The sequence below is a fragment of the Bacillus sp. JJ1764 genome (genome assembly GCF_036962145.1).
GTDB lineage: Bacteria > Bacillota > Bacilli > Bacillales > Cytobacillaceae > Neobacillus.
The window spans coordinates 1-13,399 of record NZ_JBALNY010000071.1 but is presented as its reverse complement, the minus strand read 5'-3'; the positions used below and the strand labels follow the sequence as shown (position 1 = coordinate 13,399).

At 36.5% G+C, this 13,399-nt stretch carries 15 protein-coding genes and 2 riboswitches; of the genes, 13 read left to right on the top strand and 2 right to left on the bottom strand.

Annotation, left to right across the window (positions count from 1 at the left end; translation table 11 throughout):
* Nucleotides 1-130 precede the first annotated feature (130 nt).
* The 8 genes from coaA (at nt 131) to V7083_RS11610 (ending at nt 10,136) form a co-directional block, all read left to right on the top strand.
* Entirely contained in the window at nt 131-1,054 is a 924-nt protein-coding gene (coaA, locus tag V7083_RS11645; RefSeq protein ID WP_335477845.1) for a type I pantothenate kinase, read from the top strand.
* Nucleotides 1,055-1,199: 145 nt separating this feature from the next.
* On the top strand, nt 1,200-1,703 hold the full coding sequence (locus V7083_RS11640) for a MarR family winged helix-turn-helix transcriptional regulator (RefSeq protein WP_335477843.1): 504 nt from the start codon (nt 1,200-1,202) through the stop codon (nt 1,701-1,703).
* 29 nt (nt 1,704-1,732) lie between these two features.
* Nucleotides 1,733-4,492: an MMPL family transporter gene (locus V7083_RS11635; protein ID WP_335477841.1), complete on the top strand. Its 2,760-nt coding sequence runs from the start codon at nt 1,733-1,735 to the stop codon at nt 4,490-4,492.
* A 117-nt stretch (nt 4,493-4,609) separates the two neighbouring features.
* A complete protein-coding gene (locus V7083_RS11630) occupies nt 4,610-5,092 on the top strand; it encodes an HXXEE domain-containing protein (protein WP_335477839.1) in 483 nt (160 codons plus the stop codon).
* Nucleotides 5,093-5,223: 131 nt separating this feature from the next.
* Nucleotides 5,224-5,334, top strand: a riboswitch (SAM riboswitch).
* Between the two features lie 72 nt (nt 5,335-5,406).
* Nucleotides 5,407-5,600, top strand: a riboswitch (cobalamin riboswitch).
* Nucleotides 5,601-5,757: 157 nt separating this feature from the next.
* Nucleotides 5,758-8,064 carry a 5-methyltetrahydropteroyltriglutamate--homocysteine S-methyltransferase gene (gene metE, locus V7083_RS11625; RefSeq protein WP_335477837.1) on the top strand — a complete coding sequence of 769 codons (2,307 nt, stop codon included), beginning with the start codon at nt 5,758-5,760 and terminating at the stop codon, nt 8,062-8,064.
* A 158-nt stretch (nt 8,065-8,222) separates the two neighbouring features.
* On the top strand, nt 8,223-9,062 hold the full coding sequence (locus V7083_RS11620; RefSeq protein ID WP_335477835.1) for a DUF2935 domain-containing protein: 840 nt from the start codon (nt 8,223-8,225) through the stop codon (nt 9,060-9,062).
* Nucleotides 9,063-9,273: 211 nt separating this feature from the next.
* Nucleotides 9,274-9,414 carry a hypothetical protein gene (locus V7083_RS11615; protein ID WP_335477833.1) on the top strand — a complete coding sequence of 47 codons (141 nt, stop codon included), beginning with the start codon at nt 9,274-9,276 and terminating at the stop codon, nt 9,412-9,414.
* A gap of 47 nt (nt 9,415-9,461) precedes the next feature.
* Nucleotides 9,462-10,136, top strand: coding sequence for a hypothetical protein (locus V7083_RS11610; RefSeq protein ID WP_335477852.1), 675 nt, complete (start codon nt 9,462-9,464; stop codon nt 10,134-10,136).
* Here the strand turns inward: V7083_RS11610 and V7083_RS11605 are convergent, their stop codons facing one another.
* Complete coding sequence (locus V7083_RS11605) at nt 10,137-10,304, bottom strand: hypothetical protein (RefSeq protein WP_335477831.1); 168 nt, start codon at nt 10,302-10,304, stop codon at nt 10,137-10,139.
* Between the two features lie 171 nt (nt 10,305-10,475).
* Here V7083_RS11605 and V7083_RS11600 point away from each other — a divergent pair, with 171 nt between their 5' ends.
* The 5 genes from V7083_RS11600 to V7083_RS11580 all read left to right on the top strand — a co-directional run bounded on the left by V7083_RS11600 (nt 10,476) and on the right by V7083_RS11580 (nt 13,028).
* Nucleotides 10,476-10,649 carry a YozD family protein gene (locus V7083_RS11600; protein ID WP_335477829.1) on the top strand — a complete coding sequence of 58 codons (174 nt, stop codon included), beginning with the start codon at nt 10,476-10,478 and terminating at the stop codon, nt 10,647-10,649.
* Nucleotides 10,650-10,834: 185 nt separating this feature from the next.
* Complete coding sequence (locus V7083_RS11595; protein WP_335477827.1) at nt 10,835-11,023, top strand: hypothetical protein; 189 nt, start codon at nt 10,835-10,837, stop codon at nt 11,021-11,023.
* A gap of 3 nt (nt 11,024-11,026) precedes the next feature.
* A complete protein-coding gene (locus V7083_RS11590; protein WP_335477825.1) occupies nt 11,027-11,848 on the top strand; it encodes a serine/threonine-protein kinase in 822 nt (273 codons plus the stop codon).
* A complete protein-coding gene (locus V7083_RS11585) occupies nt 11,835-12,605 on the top strand; it encodes a sporulation protein (protein WP_335477824.1) in 771 nt (256 codons plus the stop codon). The genes V7083_RS11590 and V7083_RS11585 overlap by 14 nt, the downstream gene beginning before the upstream one ends.
* Nucleotides 12,606-12,719: 114 nt before the next feature.
* Nucleotides 12,720-13,028 carry a YodL domain-containing protein gene (locus V7083_RS11580; protein ID WP_335477822.1) on the top strand — a complete coding sequence of 103 codons (309 nt, stop codon included), beginning with the start codon at nt 12,720-12,722 and terminating at the stop codon, nt 13,026-13,028.
* A gap of 45 nt (nt 13,029-13,073) precedes the next feature.
* Here the strand turns inward: V7083_RS11580 and V7083_RS11575 are convergent, their stop codons facing one another.
* Entirely contained in the window at nt 13,074-13,202 is a 129-nt protein-coding gene (locus tag V7083_RS11575) for a hypothetical protein (RefSeq protein WP_335477820.1), read from the bottom strand.
* Nucleotides 13,203-13,399: the final 197 nt, after the last annotated feature.

Sequence of the window (13,399 nt, the reverse complement as noted above, 5' to 3'; positions counted from 1 at the left end):
AGCGAAGTGCCTGGAACGCAAATCAACAGACTAGTTTAACAGAGCCTTTTTATTGACTAAACGTTTGTTTAGAAATATTCCCCCTTATTTGTTAAACTGTATTTACTTTTAATGGTGAGGTTTTTTAAAAATGAATCCCTATAGAAATTATATTGAATTCAATAGACAAAAATGGTCAGCTCTGCGCAATAAAACTCCTCTGTTGTTATCAGCGGAAGAGCTAGAGAAGATTAAGGGGTTAAATGAAGAAATCTCTCTTCAAGAGGTGGAAGAAGTCTATTTGCCGTTGACCCGTTTAATTAATTTAAAAGTGAAGGCTTCGCAACAATTGCAGGGGGCAACTAACTCCTTTTTAGACTTCAAAGCTAAGAAGGTCCCTTATATTATTGGAATTGCTGGAAGTGTAGCGGTTGGGAAAAGCACCACTGCCAGGGTTATTCAAACCCTTTTATCACGGTGGGACAGTCATCCAGAGGTATCTTTAATTACGACTGACGGTTTTTTATACGCAAAAGAGACCTTGGAACGAAAAAGGCTAATGAGTAGAAAAGGGTTCCCCGAGAGCTATGATACAAAAAAGTTAATAAAGTTTTTGATGGATGTGAAATCGGGAAAAAGGAAAGTGGAAGCACCTGTCTATTCCCACTTAACGTATGACGTTGTTCCTGATCAAGTTGAAGTAATAAGCAATCCGGATATACTAATTGTAGAAGGGATTAATGTCCTTCAAGTGAATAAGACCGATCAAGTATTTGTCAGCGACTTTTTTGATTTCTCCATCTATATTGATGCAGATGAAATAAACATTAAAAAGTGGTACATTGAAAGATTTTTGATGCTTCAACAGACGGCTTTTCAGAATCCGAAGTCCTATTTTAACCGATTTACCTCGCTGACCAAGGATGAAGCGATGAACAAAGCAGCTGAAATTTGGCAGGAAATTAATGCCCCAAATCTCATTGAAAACATATTGCCAACAAGACGACGGGCACATATTGTGTTTAAAAAGGGCTCCGATCATACAATGGAAAAGATCTACTTAAAAAAATATTAATTAACACTTAAATGCCAGTCCATTGTGATTGGCATTTTTCCTATTTAAATATCATTAACATTGACAATAGGGGTTTATACCCATAAAATAAATCGTATGCGATGTATCGTATACGATTTATTTTATGAAAGGTGGGGGTGAAGTAGTGGATAAAGCTAGATTTATTGGGGAATCAGTCGATTTTATTCATCGTTATACAATGAAAAGCCTTCAGAAAGAAGCTGAGGAGCATGGTGTCACGATTCCACAAGTAAGAGTTATTGGCGATGTGTTTGCTCATAAAACTGTCAGTATCAAACAACTCTCTCAAAACCTAAAAATGACGCAAAGTACAGTTTCAGACATTGTGGAAAGACTTATTTCTAAGGGATTCCTAATAAAAACCCCTAATCCAAAGGATAAGCGATTAGCGGACATTTCCTTGTCTGAACGACTTGCGGAAGAAATAGATGAGAACGTAGCAGAGATAACCAATAAGGCTTTAATGGGAGTATTAAACCTGTTGACTCCAAACGAACAAGCGATTGTCGAGAAGGGGATGGAATTATTAGTATCAGCTGTTAAGGAAAAAATGGAAGCTGAAGGATTGGATCATCGTGAATTCATCGACATTTTGTTTTTCTCTGAAAAAGGCAATCGTAAAAAATAAACATTTTAATTGAAAATGGAGGATGCAAAGTGAGAAGCATCATAAAAGGGCGTTGGGTCCTATTCACAATCTGGTTGATTGTGACAATATTGCTAACAGTCATTCAACCTGACATCAATGCCATACTCCGGCAAAAGGGGCAGCAAGGAACAAGTAGTGAGAGTCCTTCGGTCATGGCAAATCATATCCTGAAGAAAATGGATACGACGACGGGCACAAACAACCTTATAGTTTTTTATGATAAAAATAAAATTTCTAATGATGAGTTGAAAAAAATCGGTGATGCGGTAAAGTCTATTCATGATAGTCGGTCAGAGCTGGGTATCACAAACATGATTGATCCCTTCAGTATGCCCGAAGCAAAAAGCTCATTAGTTTCTAAAGATGGCACCACACTCATGGTGAGCTATAAACTTGATAAGAAAGATAGAGAAATAGACGAAATCAAGAAGCAGTTTGAAAGTAAACTAGATCAAGTACCTGTTGATTATTTCCTTAGTGGGGAAGATTTTATCAATAATGATTATTTAAAGGCATCTCAATCCGGTGTCGAGAAGAGTGCTGTTTTGACCGTTGTCTTTATTTTAGTCGTACTGATCTTAGCATTTAGATCAATCGTGACCCCGCTGATTTCCCTTGTGGCTGTCGCCTTTTCCTATCTCTGTTCCATGGGAATTGCAGCCCAGTTAATAGATAAAACTGGATTTCCTGTAACCAGCCTGACTCAAATGCTACTGGTTCTGATCCTTTTTGGGATCGGTACAGATTACAATATCCTTTTGTTTAATCGATTTAAAGAAGAACTATCACAGGGTCACTCAGTAGATGATTCGATTATCACGACCTATAAAACAGCTGGAAAAACAATTGCCTATAGTATTCTTACGGTATTTATTGCATTCCTTGCTCTAGTTTTTTCTGAGTCCCCTATTTATAAATCTGGTGTTGTTGTCGTAATAGGTGTTACCGTCCTGTTACTGGAAATTTTGACGTTAACCCCTTTTATCATGAAAGTATTGGGTAAGAAAATTTTCTGGCCATCTAAAAATGTAAATGGCCATAAGGAAAACAAGTTCTGGGAGAAAACCTCTTCCTTTGGCACAAAGTATCCTGCTATCGTGATCATCGTAATCCTATTAATCATTGGGCCAATGGTCTATTTCCATCAGGAAAAGCTTAACTTTGATACCGTTGGGGAACTTGGAGATCGATACCCTTCATCTAAAGCTATCAATCTAGTTGCGAAGCATTTTGGTAAAGGGCAGGCAATGCCTGCTACAGTGGTCATTGAGAATAAAAAAGCACTTGATAATAATGACTCTCTTGCGGTCATTGATGATGTAACAGAAAAAATAAAGGAAATTAAAGGTGTGAAGCAAGTTTCCTCTGTTACCCAGCCTTTAGGGAAGAAGATTGAGGATTTTTACGTTGATCGTCAAATGGAATCTGTAACAGATGGAATTTCGCAAACTCAAAATGGTGTGGACCAGATACATGATGGATTGACAGAAGCACAAGAAAAGCTCGGATCAGCAGACTTTTCTAAAGTCAACCAAATGGTTGATGGTACAGCAAAGCTTCAAGATGGAATGAGTGCCCTAACCAATGGATTAAAACAAATCCAATCAGGTATTGATGACGGGACAACGAATTCACAATCGATTAGCAATGGAATGGCTGCCATCGAAACAAATCTCTCCAAAATGAGCAGCGGCATAGCCATCCTAGCTGAAAATTATGGTAAAATGCAGGCCGGTTATAAAGAGATGGGTACCCACTACCAAGAGGCAGCACAGGCTCTTCTTGGTGTGAAAGGTGCAATCATGCAAATGCAATCTATGGCAGATGCCTTAGGAAGCAGTTATTCCAATTCTAATAAAGATGCCAATTATCAGGCATTAAAACAAACCATTGATCAGTTGTCTGCATCGCTGGCACCCATTACACCTGAAGGTATTAATACCTTAAATGAGAATTACAATGCCGTAACCTCTGGATTTGGTACAGCCAATACCAATCTTGCCAGTATAAGCAGTGGCTTATCGCAAATGGCAGATGGGATGAACAAGCTGAAAGCCGGACTAGGTCAAGCGTCCTCCGGAATTGGCACCATCGTCACAAATATGAATAAAGTGAACGATGGTCTTGGCCAAATGAAATCAGGTCAGGAACAGCTTGTAGCTGGACTTAACGGTTTCAGTATCTTTGGTGAAAAATTATTGGATGTTAACGGTGGATTAAAACAAATATCTGATGGACTTGGTCAAACAAATGGTTATTTATCTCAGCTTACTACGAACAAATCCTTCTTTATGCCAAAGGAAGCTTTGGAGAACAAGGACTTTAAAAAATCATTAGAAAAATTAAAAACCCTTGATACAATGGATGAAGAAAAGAAGTTGACATACCAAAAAGAATCAATGGTAAAGCAGTTAGAAAGGTTTGAAAAGAGGCAAAGAAATTTAACCATCATGAGGGCGGATGGAGAAATAAGCAAGAGTGAGTTTCTGGAATTGAGCGATGAAAACGAGAGACAAATCAAACAAGTGGTTCAACAGATTGAATTCATCGATCTTCAATTAGAAAACTTGAATCAATCTGATAAAGAACAACAACGTTTAGAACAAATAATTGAAATGTTAACTTGGATTGAGACACTCGAACCAGAAGATTGTAATACTTTCCTAAAAACATTTATAAAGAAAATCTGGTTTTCGACGAACGAAATAGCAAATCATAATACAAAAAAAGTATCTTCTGAAGTCACGATTGAAATTGAATGGCAATAAATAAAACTCATTTGTATTTGAAATGACAGACACATATGAAAGTCTGAGACTATCAAAATTTATTGCGTAATTCTTATTCAATTAACGATGTAAGTTACTTGAAGAGGGGGAAGATATATGGTCTGTTATCTTGTAATATTTTTTTGTTTTGCTATTACACTTCATAATATCGAAGAAGCAATATGGTTGCCTAAATGGTCACAGCAATCTTCAAGGTTTCAAAAGCCAGTTTCTTCAAGTGAATTCCTTTTTGCTGTTATTTTTATAACTATTTTGGCTTATTTATCTGCATTTAGTTTTTTGTATATGCCAGAATTAGATTTTGCGAAATGGATTTTTATTGGATTTTTAGGTTCAATGATTTTAAATGCTATTTTTCCGCACCTTATTGCGACCATATTGATGAAAAAGTATGCACCAGGACTTCTCACTGGTTTATTACTTAACCTTCCAATAAATTCATTAGTTATCTTTCAAATGTTTTCAAAGAATTTAATTATATGGAAAGAGTTAATCATATCAACATTTGTAGTAGGAATTATTTTATTGTCACTTATTCCTTTTTTGTTTAAAGTGGGTGGCAAAATAACTCCTTCTTAATAGGTTGATTGAGGACTAAAAACTTTATTGAATTAGGCAAAATATTTATGTTTTTTGAAAATTACTTTTGACAGCTCGTGTTTCTAATGCTATTATGACTATTAAATTCAGAACATTATAAACTATTAAAACTCTTATGAAGAGAGGTGGAGGGACTGGCCCTGTGAAGCCCGGCAACCATTCAACAACTTTGTTGAAAAGGTGCTAATTCCTGCAAAGCATTTTGCTTTGACAAATAAGAGAGGATTCTATAAGTGATGAAGACCTCTCTATTTTCAAATAGAGGGGTCTTTTGTCTTTTTCTAATTTAAAATTTAATATCAGATGCATCAGGTGCTGTGAGAATCATCTACACAGCTTAAAAGGGAAGACCGGTGAAATTCCGGCACGGTCCCGCCACTGTAATGGGGAGCGACTTATCATGAACCACTGTTTCATAGTTTGAAATGGGAAGGGATAAGAAGCGATGAACCAAAGTCAGGAGACCTGCCTGTTGTATGCGCTTGTACTCTACGGATGTATAGGGAGGAGTGATGAATACGTGTTGAGAAAACCAGATGGTCTCAACTCTAGTTAGCTATGCGTATAAATCTCTCTTTTCCAATTGAAAAGGGAGATTTTTTAGTTGAAGACGAAAATACAAACATAGAAGGAGTTAAAAAACGATGAATAAAGTGAAAAGCTCGAATTTGGGTTATCCGAGAATTGGTGAAAATCGTGAATGGAAAAAGGCACTCGAACAGTTTTGGGGTGGTAAACTAGAAAAAGAGGTGTTCTTAAAACAGGTCGAGGAGATTCGTTTGCAGCATCTTCAAAAACAAAAGGATAAAGGAATTGACCTGATCCCAGTCGGAGACTTTAGCTTGTATGACCATGTTCTTGATACTGCTGTTATGTTCGGTCTAGTACCGAAGCGCTTTAAATACGATGGAGGTAAAGTATCACTTGAAACGTATTTTGATATAGCACGAGGCACTAACGGTTCGATAGCATCTGAAATGACAAAATGGTTTAACACAAACTATCATTATATTGTTCCAGAACTGGACAGATCAATACCTTCCCTTGTCGAAAATCGCCCACTTCAATTTTATAAAGAGGCAAAGCAAAAACTTGGTATTGACGGAAAGCCTGTTATCTTAGGACCTGTAACATTCGTAAAGTTGTCAAAAGGGTATAAAGAAAGTGAGTTCCATGCAGTTGTAGATCAATTTGTTCCGCTTTATGCTGAGATTTTACGTGAATTGCAAAAAGAAGGTGTAGAGTGGGTACAAATCGATGAACCAATTCTCTCTACAACAATCTCAAAAGAAGAGGTTGCATTATTTAAAGGCGTCTATAGAACGTTGCATGAGGCGGCACCAAACGTAAAGGTGATTTTACAAACATATTTTGATAGTATTGAACATTTCGAAGATGTCATTTCACTTCCTGTTCAAGGGATTGGTCTTGATTTTGTACATGATCATGGTCAGAATCTTATTGCTTTGAAAAAACTTGGTTTCCCAAAAGATAAGGTGCTTGCTGCTGGAATAATTGACGGACGTAATATATGGCGTGCGAATCTAGATGATAAATTATCCACCCTAGCAGAGATTACAAAAGTCGTTTCAAAAGATCACCTTATTGTACAACCTTCATCAAGTTTATTGCATCTACCTGTGACCGTTAAAAGTGAAGAATCACTCGATGAGGTATTAAAGGAAGCATTATCATTTGCTGATGAAAAATTATATGAAATCGCTGTCCTTACAAAAGGTATACAAATTGGAAGAGATGCGATACAAGAAGAAATGGCGGCAAGTACAAAATTGATTCAAACTTTAAATGAATCATCTTTTCGAAATAACAAACAAGTTCGTGAAGCCATTCAAAATTTGCATGACTATAAAGTAGAACGTGAAGTACCATTTCATGTTCGTCAAAAGATTCAGGAAGAGGCTTTTCAATTGCCACTTCTACCAACCACAACAATTGGAAGCTTCCCACAAACCCAAGAGGTAAGAAAACAGCGTTTAAATTGGCGTAAAGGCGAGTTAACGGATGCGGAATATGAAGAATATATTAATGCCGAAATAAGAAAATGGATTGATATTCAAGAAGAGCTTGGCTTAGATGTGTTTGTACATGGAGAATTTGAACGTACAGATATGGTTGAATATTTTGGAGAAAAATTAGCCGGTTTTCAATTCACAAAATTTGGCTGGGTTCAGTCATATGGTTCCCGTTGTGTAAAGCCGCCTCTTATTTATGGGGACGTGTCTTATCAAGCTCCAATGACAGTTAAAGAAACTGTATATGCACAATCCTTAACAACCAAGCCGGTAAAAGGGATGTTAACAGGTCCAATAACAATATTAAATTGGTCGTTTGTACGCGATGATATTTCACGCTATGATGTTGCCAATCAAATTGCGCTTGCGCTTCGAAAAGAAGTGGAAACACTTGAGGTAAATGGAATCCAAATGATTCAAGTCGATGAGCCGGCAATACGCGAAGGACTTCCATTAAAACGTGAAAACTGGGAAACCTATCTGAACGCTGCAGTTTATGCATTTAAACTTGCTACCACCTCAGTGCGAAATGATACACAAATTCATACTCATATGTGCTATTCAGACTTCGAAGAGATTATCGATGCCATTAAAGCACTCGATGCTGATGTTATTTCAATTGAAACATCAAGAAGTCATGGTGAATTAATTCATGCCTTTGAAGAAAATACGTATCACAAAGGCATCGGTCTTGGAGTATATGACATTCATAGTCCACGTGTACCAAAGCTTGAAGAGCTGGTAAGAAACGTTGATCGTGCTCTTCAGGTACTTGATCCGAAGCTGTTCTGGATTAATCCTGATTGCGGTTTAAAGACACGCGGTATTAATGAAACGGTGGAAGCACTAAAGGTGATGGTTGAAGCAGCAAAACAAACAAGGGAAAAGCTTAGTACAAAGCACACTATAAATTTATAAGAGATTTAAAGCATAAACGAGATCTTTATTAGGTCTCGTTTTACTTTGAGTTAAATTATAATCCCAACAATAATTTATGTGGTGGAACTGTTTTAGGAATATTTAAATGACCTATTCAATAACAATAGAATAATTGCAGTATTTAAGGGGGCCTTAGGATGAACGGACAAGAACGCGAATTACATGCTGATACAGGGGTTACATCTCGGCTATTCGTTGAGCGTTCATTAAATGAAATTCGTTTTTGGGCTAGGATCATGAAAGAGCATTCTTTATTTCTTCGATTAGGGTTTAGAGCAGAGGATACTCAACTAATTCAAGAGGCTAATCAATTTTATCGCTTATTTGAACAAATCGAACAAACTGCCTATTCCTTCAATAACCAAACAGACCCCGAACAAATAAGAAGATTTAATTCCGAGGTACAACAAGCTGCAACGAATATTTTCGTATTTAAAAGAAAAGTTTTAGGACTAATTCTCACATGCAAATTGCCTGGGCAAAATAATTTCCCACTATTAGTTGACCATACAAGTAGGGAAGCCAATTATTTTAGAAAAAGATTAATGGAATTAAATGAAGGGAAATTACAACCGCTTCCAGATGCCATTATTAAAGAAAATGTCTTCTTTTTAAGGATTATGGCAGATCATGCCAAATTTATTGGCCATCTCCTTGATCCATCAGAAAGGAAACTAGTTGATGTAGCACGGAATTTCAGCAATGATTTTGATCAATTGCTGTATCAAGCAAGAGATTTAGATTCTATGAAGCCACAATCTCAAACAGTTCCTCTTTTAGATCAATTCCTTGATCAAAATCGGGTGTCGGTCGCTTCTCTTAGGGACTTTAAGAGAACGGCCCGTGATTTAATTGAGCAATGTAGAATAAAGAGCATTATTCATCCTTTATTAGCAGACCATGTTTTCCGGGAAGCTGATAGGTTTCTTGAAATCATTGATATGTTTGACGCGCATCTTACAGGCAGTACACAATAAACTAGAAAACAGCTAATGTTAAAGAATGTGAAAAGCATTTGGTCTTGAAAGTAATAATCGAGTTGTGGCGGCAGCTCTTTTTTTTTGAAAGGTTTTGGGTCAACGGTTCAATAAGTTCATTCTTCCGTTTTTCTCAAATTATAACAAATACATAATAGACAAGATTCCATTCAAAAACGACTTGCATATGATACAACGAGGTGATTTCACCATGAAAGTTAAGTATGCAGAAAGAGGTACTTTTGATCCGGATAAAGCGGCTAGGGGACTAATTGAATTGTTTAATAAAACCTACAAGCAAAATAGTCAAGAAAATAAACCACCTGATAGAGCGGAGATTAAAGCAAAGTAAACTTGTGTACCAATATGGTATGCGGTTTTTTTTTATTGTTTTATATTATGGATGGAAAAACCTTAAACCAAAAGTTTAAAGGATCCAGTAAATTTAGAAATGTAACAGATGTAAAATGGCTGGATGGTTCGTATGTATATGAAGTAAATAAAAGCCATGGCTTATTTGTTGAATCTGCTTTAAAGCCGTTGTCAGATTACGATGGCAAGGTGTTGGAACAGGAGCATATTGATATTGAATATAAGTTTTTCATTGGGGATGTTGTTCAAGTAAAGGGATATGAGGGAGACCTTTTCAAAGTAGTTGGTTTCCGGACAGAAATTTGGCGTTCTAAAGATGATGCGTGGGAAGATGTTATTTATGAGCTCTCCAGGGTTAATGATGGGGAGTGGCTTGAAGTCGGGGAGGACGAACTTACTTTAATCGCCGATGCGGAAAGTGCGGACACCTTTATTCAAAAACTAGGTCTCTTATACTTAGTGAATAAGCAGGAAAAAAACAATTCTAAGTCGCAAATAAAGAATCAAGTTCGCCAATCAGAGCTTGAAGAAATCACCCGAAAAAAAGAAAAGAAGAGATTGATAGATGATCTGTTAGACCTCTATAATGATTATCGGATTTTATATAATTTATTTCATGACCAGGAATATTATCAGGTCATGCGGGTTATCTTGAAAAAATTGAAAGCCATCTCAAAGGAAGACGGAAAAAGCCATGTATAGCTACCATCTGATGATTTCAACTAATAGGTAGATGACGAATGGAATTCCCGCCCATTTAATCATAGAAAACATGGTATCTGTTATTCTTTCAAACCATTTAATGATATGACTTTCTTCTTGATTCAGATCATTTCTTAAAGCTTCTAACTTCCATTTTAATTCTGACATATTCTCACACCTCTAATGGTTGTTTTTACTTATTTTATGCTTGTCCATTCTTAAAAAGACTTCCTTTTTAACGTTGTACACAAAAGCACGAAATTATATCAGAAGCTTTTTTAAGTAACTAGCATGAAAAAGCTTTATGGTTCATACATTCTGTAAAAAGGGGGCGATAGCTTGAAAGAAATTGAGGTTTTTATTGATACAGAAGAGATTGCAGAATTTTTCTTTCATGAGCTGGTAAAAAGGGGATACGTTCCCAGTGAAGAGGAGTTGGAGGAAATCGCAGATATTACCTTCGAATATTTAATTGAAAAAAGTATTATTGATGAGGAAGTAGAGGACGAGTAGGTAATATCTATTTTAAAATTAGGGGATTTAGTTATTCCTTTATGATAAATCAACCGAAAGGCGTGCATCTTATTGCCCGCTTTTTGTTTGTGTTCCTCAAAGATAAAAGGGAAAAATTATGAAATCACGAAACCTTTTATTAGTGGCTTCGTATAAATGATTACGAAGACGGAGGAGGGAATAGGATGTTCAAAAAGATCATTAAATCGATTATCCAAAGTAAGTTGGGTTCTCATCATAAACACCATCATTACGGTTCGTCCAGTGACGCTTGGAAAAAACAAAAATATTATAAGCACAATCATATGGGGCATCATCATTATAAAAAGAAGCATAAAAGCGGCAGTTTCTTGTCTAGTTTTTTTAGCAGTTAAACGATGATCAAAAAAGTGATGTTATTGCTTTCCCATATTTTAGAGAGACCTTTTCATTCAGCTGATGTAATTGCTGGACGATACGAAGTGATTAAGCATTTAGGGGCTGGCGGTTATGGGCACAGTTATCTAGTGTTTGATGAAAAGACTGGTACAAAAAAGGTATTAAAAGCACTTCGCCTTCATAAAAGGCTTACTAAAGCGGGAAGAAATGGATTTGAGCTTGAGAAGAAACTATTAGGCTCACTTGAACATCCTGGATTTCCAAAATATTATGAGGATGGAATGCATAATACCATCCCATTTTTTACGATGGAATATATTAATGGAAAGAATTTTGAGCAGCTCATTTTTTATGAGGGCTGGAAAATAACTGAATTAGAATCTTTTACAATTGCCTCCAAATTACTGGAGCAAATTGACTATTTGCACCGAATGGGAGTCATTCATCGAGATATTCGAATTCCTAATGTTCTATTAGACGGGACTTCGATTCGACTAATCGATTTAGGATTGGCTAGACCGTTAGATGGTTCAAAAAATAAGAAGGGTCCCAGCCAAGATCTAAGAAAGGAGCTAAACTTTCAGGCAGATTTTTACGGGCTCGGTCATTTTCTACTGTTTTTGCTCTATTCGAATTTTTCCTTTGAAAAGAATCAGCAAGAAAAATCGTGGGAAGAGGAGTTAAATATATCACCACAAGGCCAGCAAATTATAAAACGGCTACTCCAAATAAATCCTGTATACGAGAATTGTGATCAAGTAAGAGCGGATATACATCTATTAACGAAACAATTAGGAGGTATGAAACATGTCATTCTTTAACAAAGTTTTTGCAAGTGTGGGGATTGGATCAGCAACTGTGGATACAAAGCTTGAAAAGGAAACGTATATGCCTGGAGAGACGATTAATGGGGTAGTGGAGATAAAAGGTGGAAAGATTGATCAACAAGTAGATGATATCTATCTTTCTGTGAACACCACTTATTTACGGGAATCAGATGATCGTAAATATTCTGTGACCGCAACGATTGACCGTTTTCGTGTGACAGCCCCTTTCACCATTAGAGTGAATGAAAGAAAAGAAGTTCCATTCTCATTCCAATTGCCATATGATACACCATTATCCATTGGTAGGTCTAAGATATGGGTGAGCACCGGTCTAGATATAAAAGGTGGAGTGGATCCAAGTGACAAGGATTATTTAAAAGTGGTCCCTAATCCGTTAATGACGGCTGTGTTTAATGCTGTTGACCAACTCGGTTTCAGAATACGTGAAGCAGATTGTGAAGAAGCACCAAGAAGGCTGGGTGGACGTTTGCCTTTTGTTCAAGAATTTGAGTTTGTCCCAACATCAGGTCCCTTTAGAGGAAAACTGGATGAACTTGAAGTAGTCTTCCTCCCATCAGGTAACGGTGAATTAGATATTATGTTCCAAGTTGATCGAAGAGCGAGAGGTTTAGCCGGCTTATTCTCTGAAGCAATAGGAACGGATGAAACCAACGTTAGGTTATCCATAACCAACCAGGACATGCCATATCTACAACAGAAAATTCAAAGCGTAATTGAAAGATATTCTTAGAAAATCAAAAAATTTGGATTCGACAAAATTAGTGGAAATTTGATGAAGGAATTTTTAATGGTTATCTCCAATTATTAGAATAGTCAAATAACTCTTTTGGTTGGAGGAGATCAAATGATCAAACTATTAACAAATAAAAGTGGTACTCATTATGATGTGACGATCTTTCAAACTCCAAGGCAGCGGGAAAAAAAAGGGCATAAACAAGTTTACCGAACAACTATTGAGGCCAATAGCCGAGAAAATTGTTTGAAGGAAACCTTTAGTCGATTTAATGTAACCGATCGAATTCCCCTAAACTATAAGGGCAGATTCTTGACTACCGGGGATATCGTCCTAATTGATGAAGGACGTGGTGGACAGCATTACTATCAATTAAAACCAGGTGGCTGGTTTCCTATTAATCGAATCCTCTTGCTTTAACATATAAAAACCTAAGGGTAGCTCCCTTAGGTATTTTTTTAGTGGTTAGCGTTTACGTCCGCCTCTTGCTTGGTTTTCTTTGGCATGGGCCTCATGCTCGGCTACAATCGCTTCGGCAGGAATATGATTATTTTTTTTCGGTGAATTAATGCGGCTGCGATGCTTTTTTCCCATAATGGATCTCTCCTCATTTTATATTTGTGGAAAAATACATAGTGCTTTCTTTGGAGCTATTAATAGAATGCCTCATTTTTAAAATTTCATGACAGAGGGATAAAAAGTATGAACAGATTATTAAAAATTACATTTTCATGATTAATTCTTTGTTAATTTTAATTAAAAGATGTTATTCTAAACACTAAGGGTTTTAT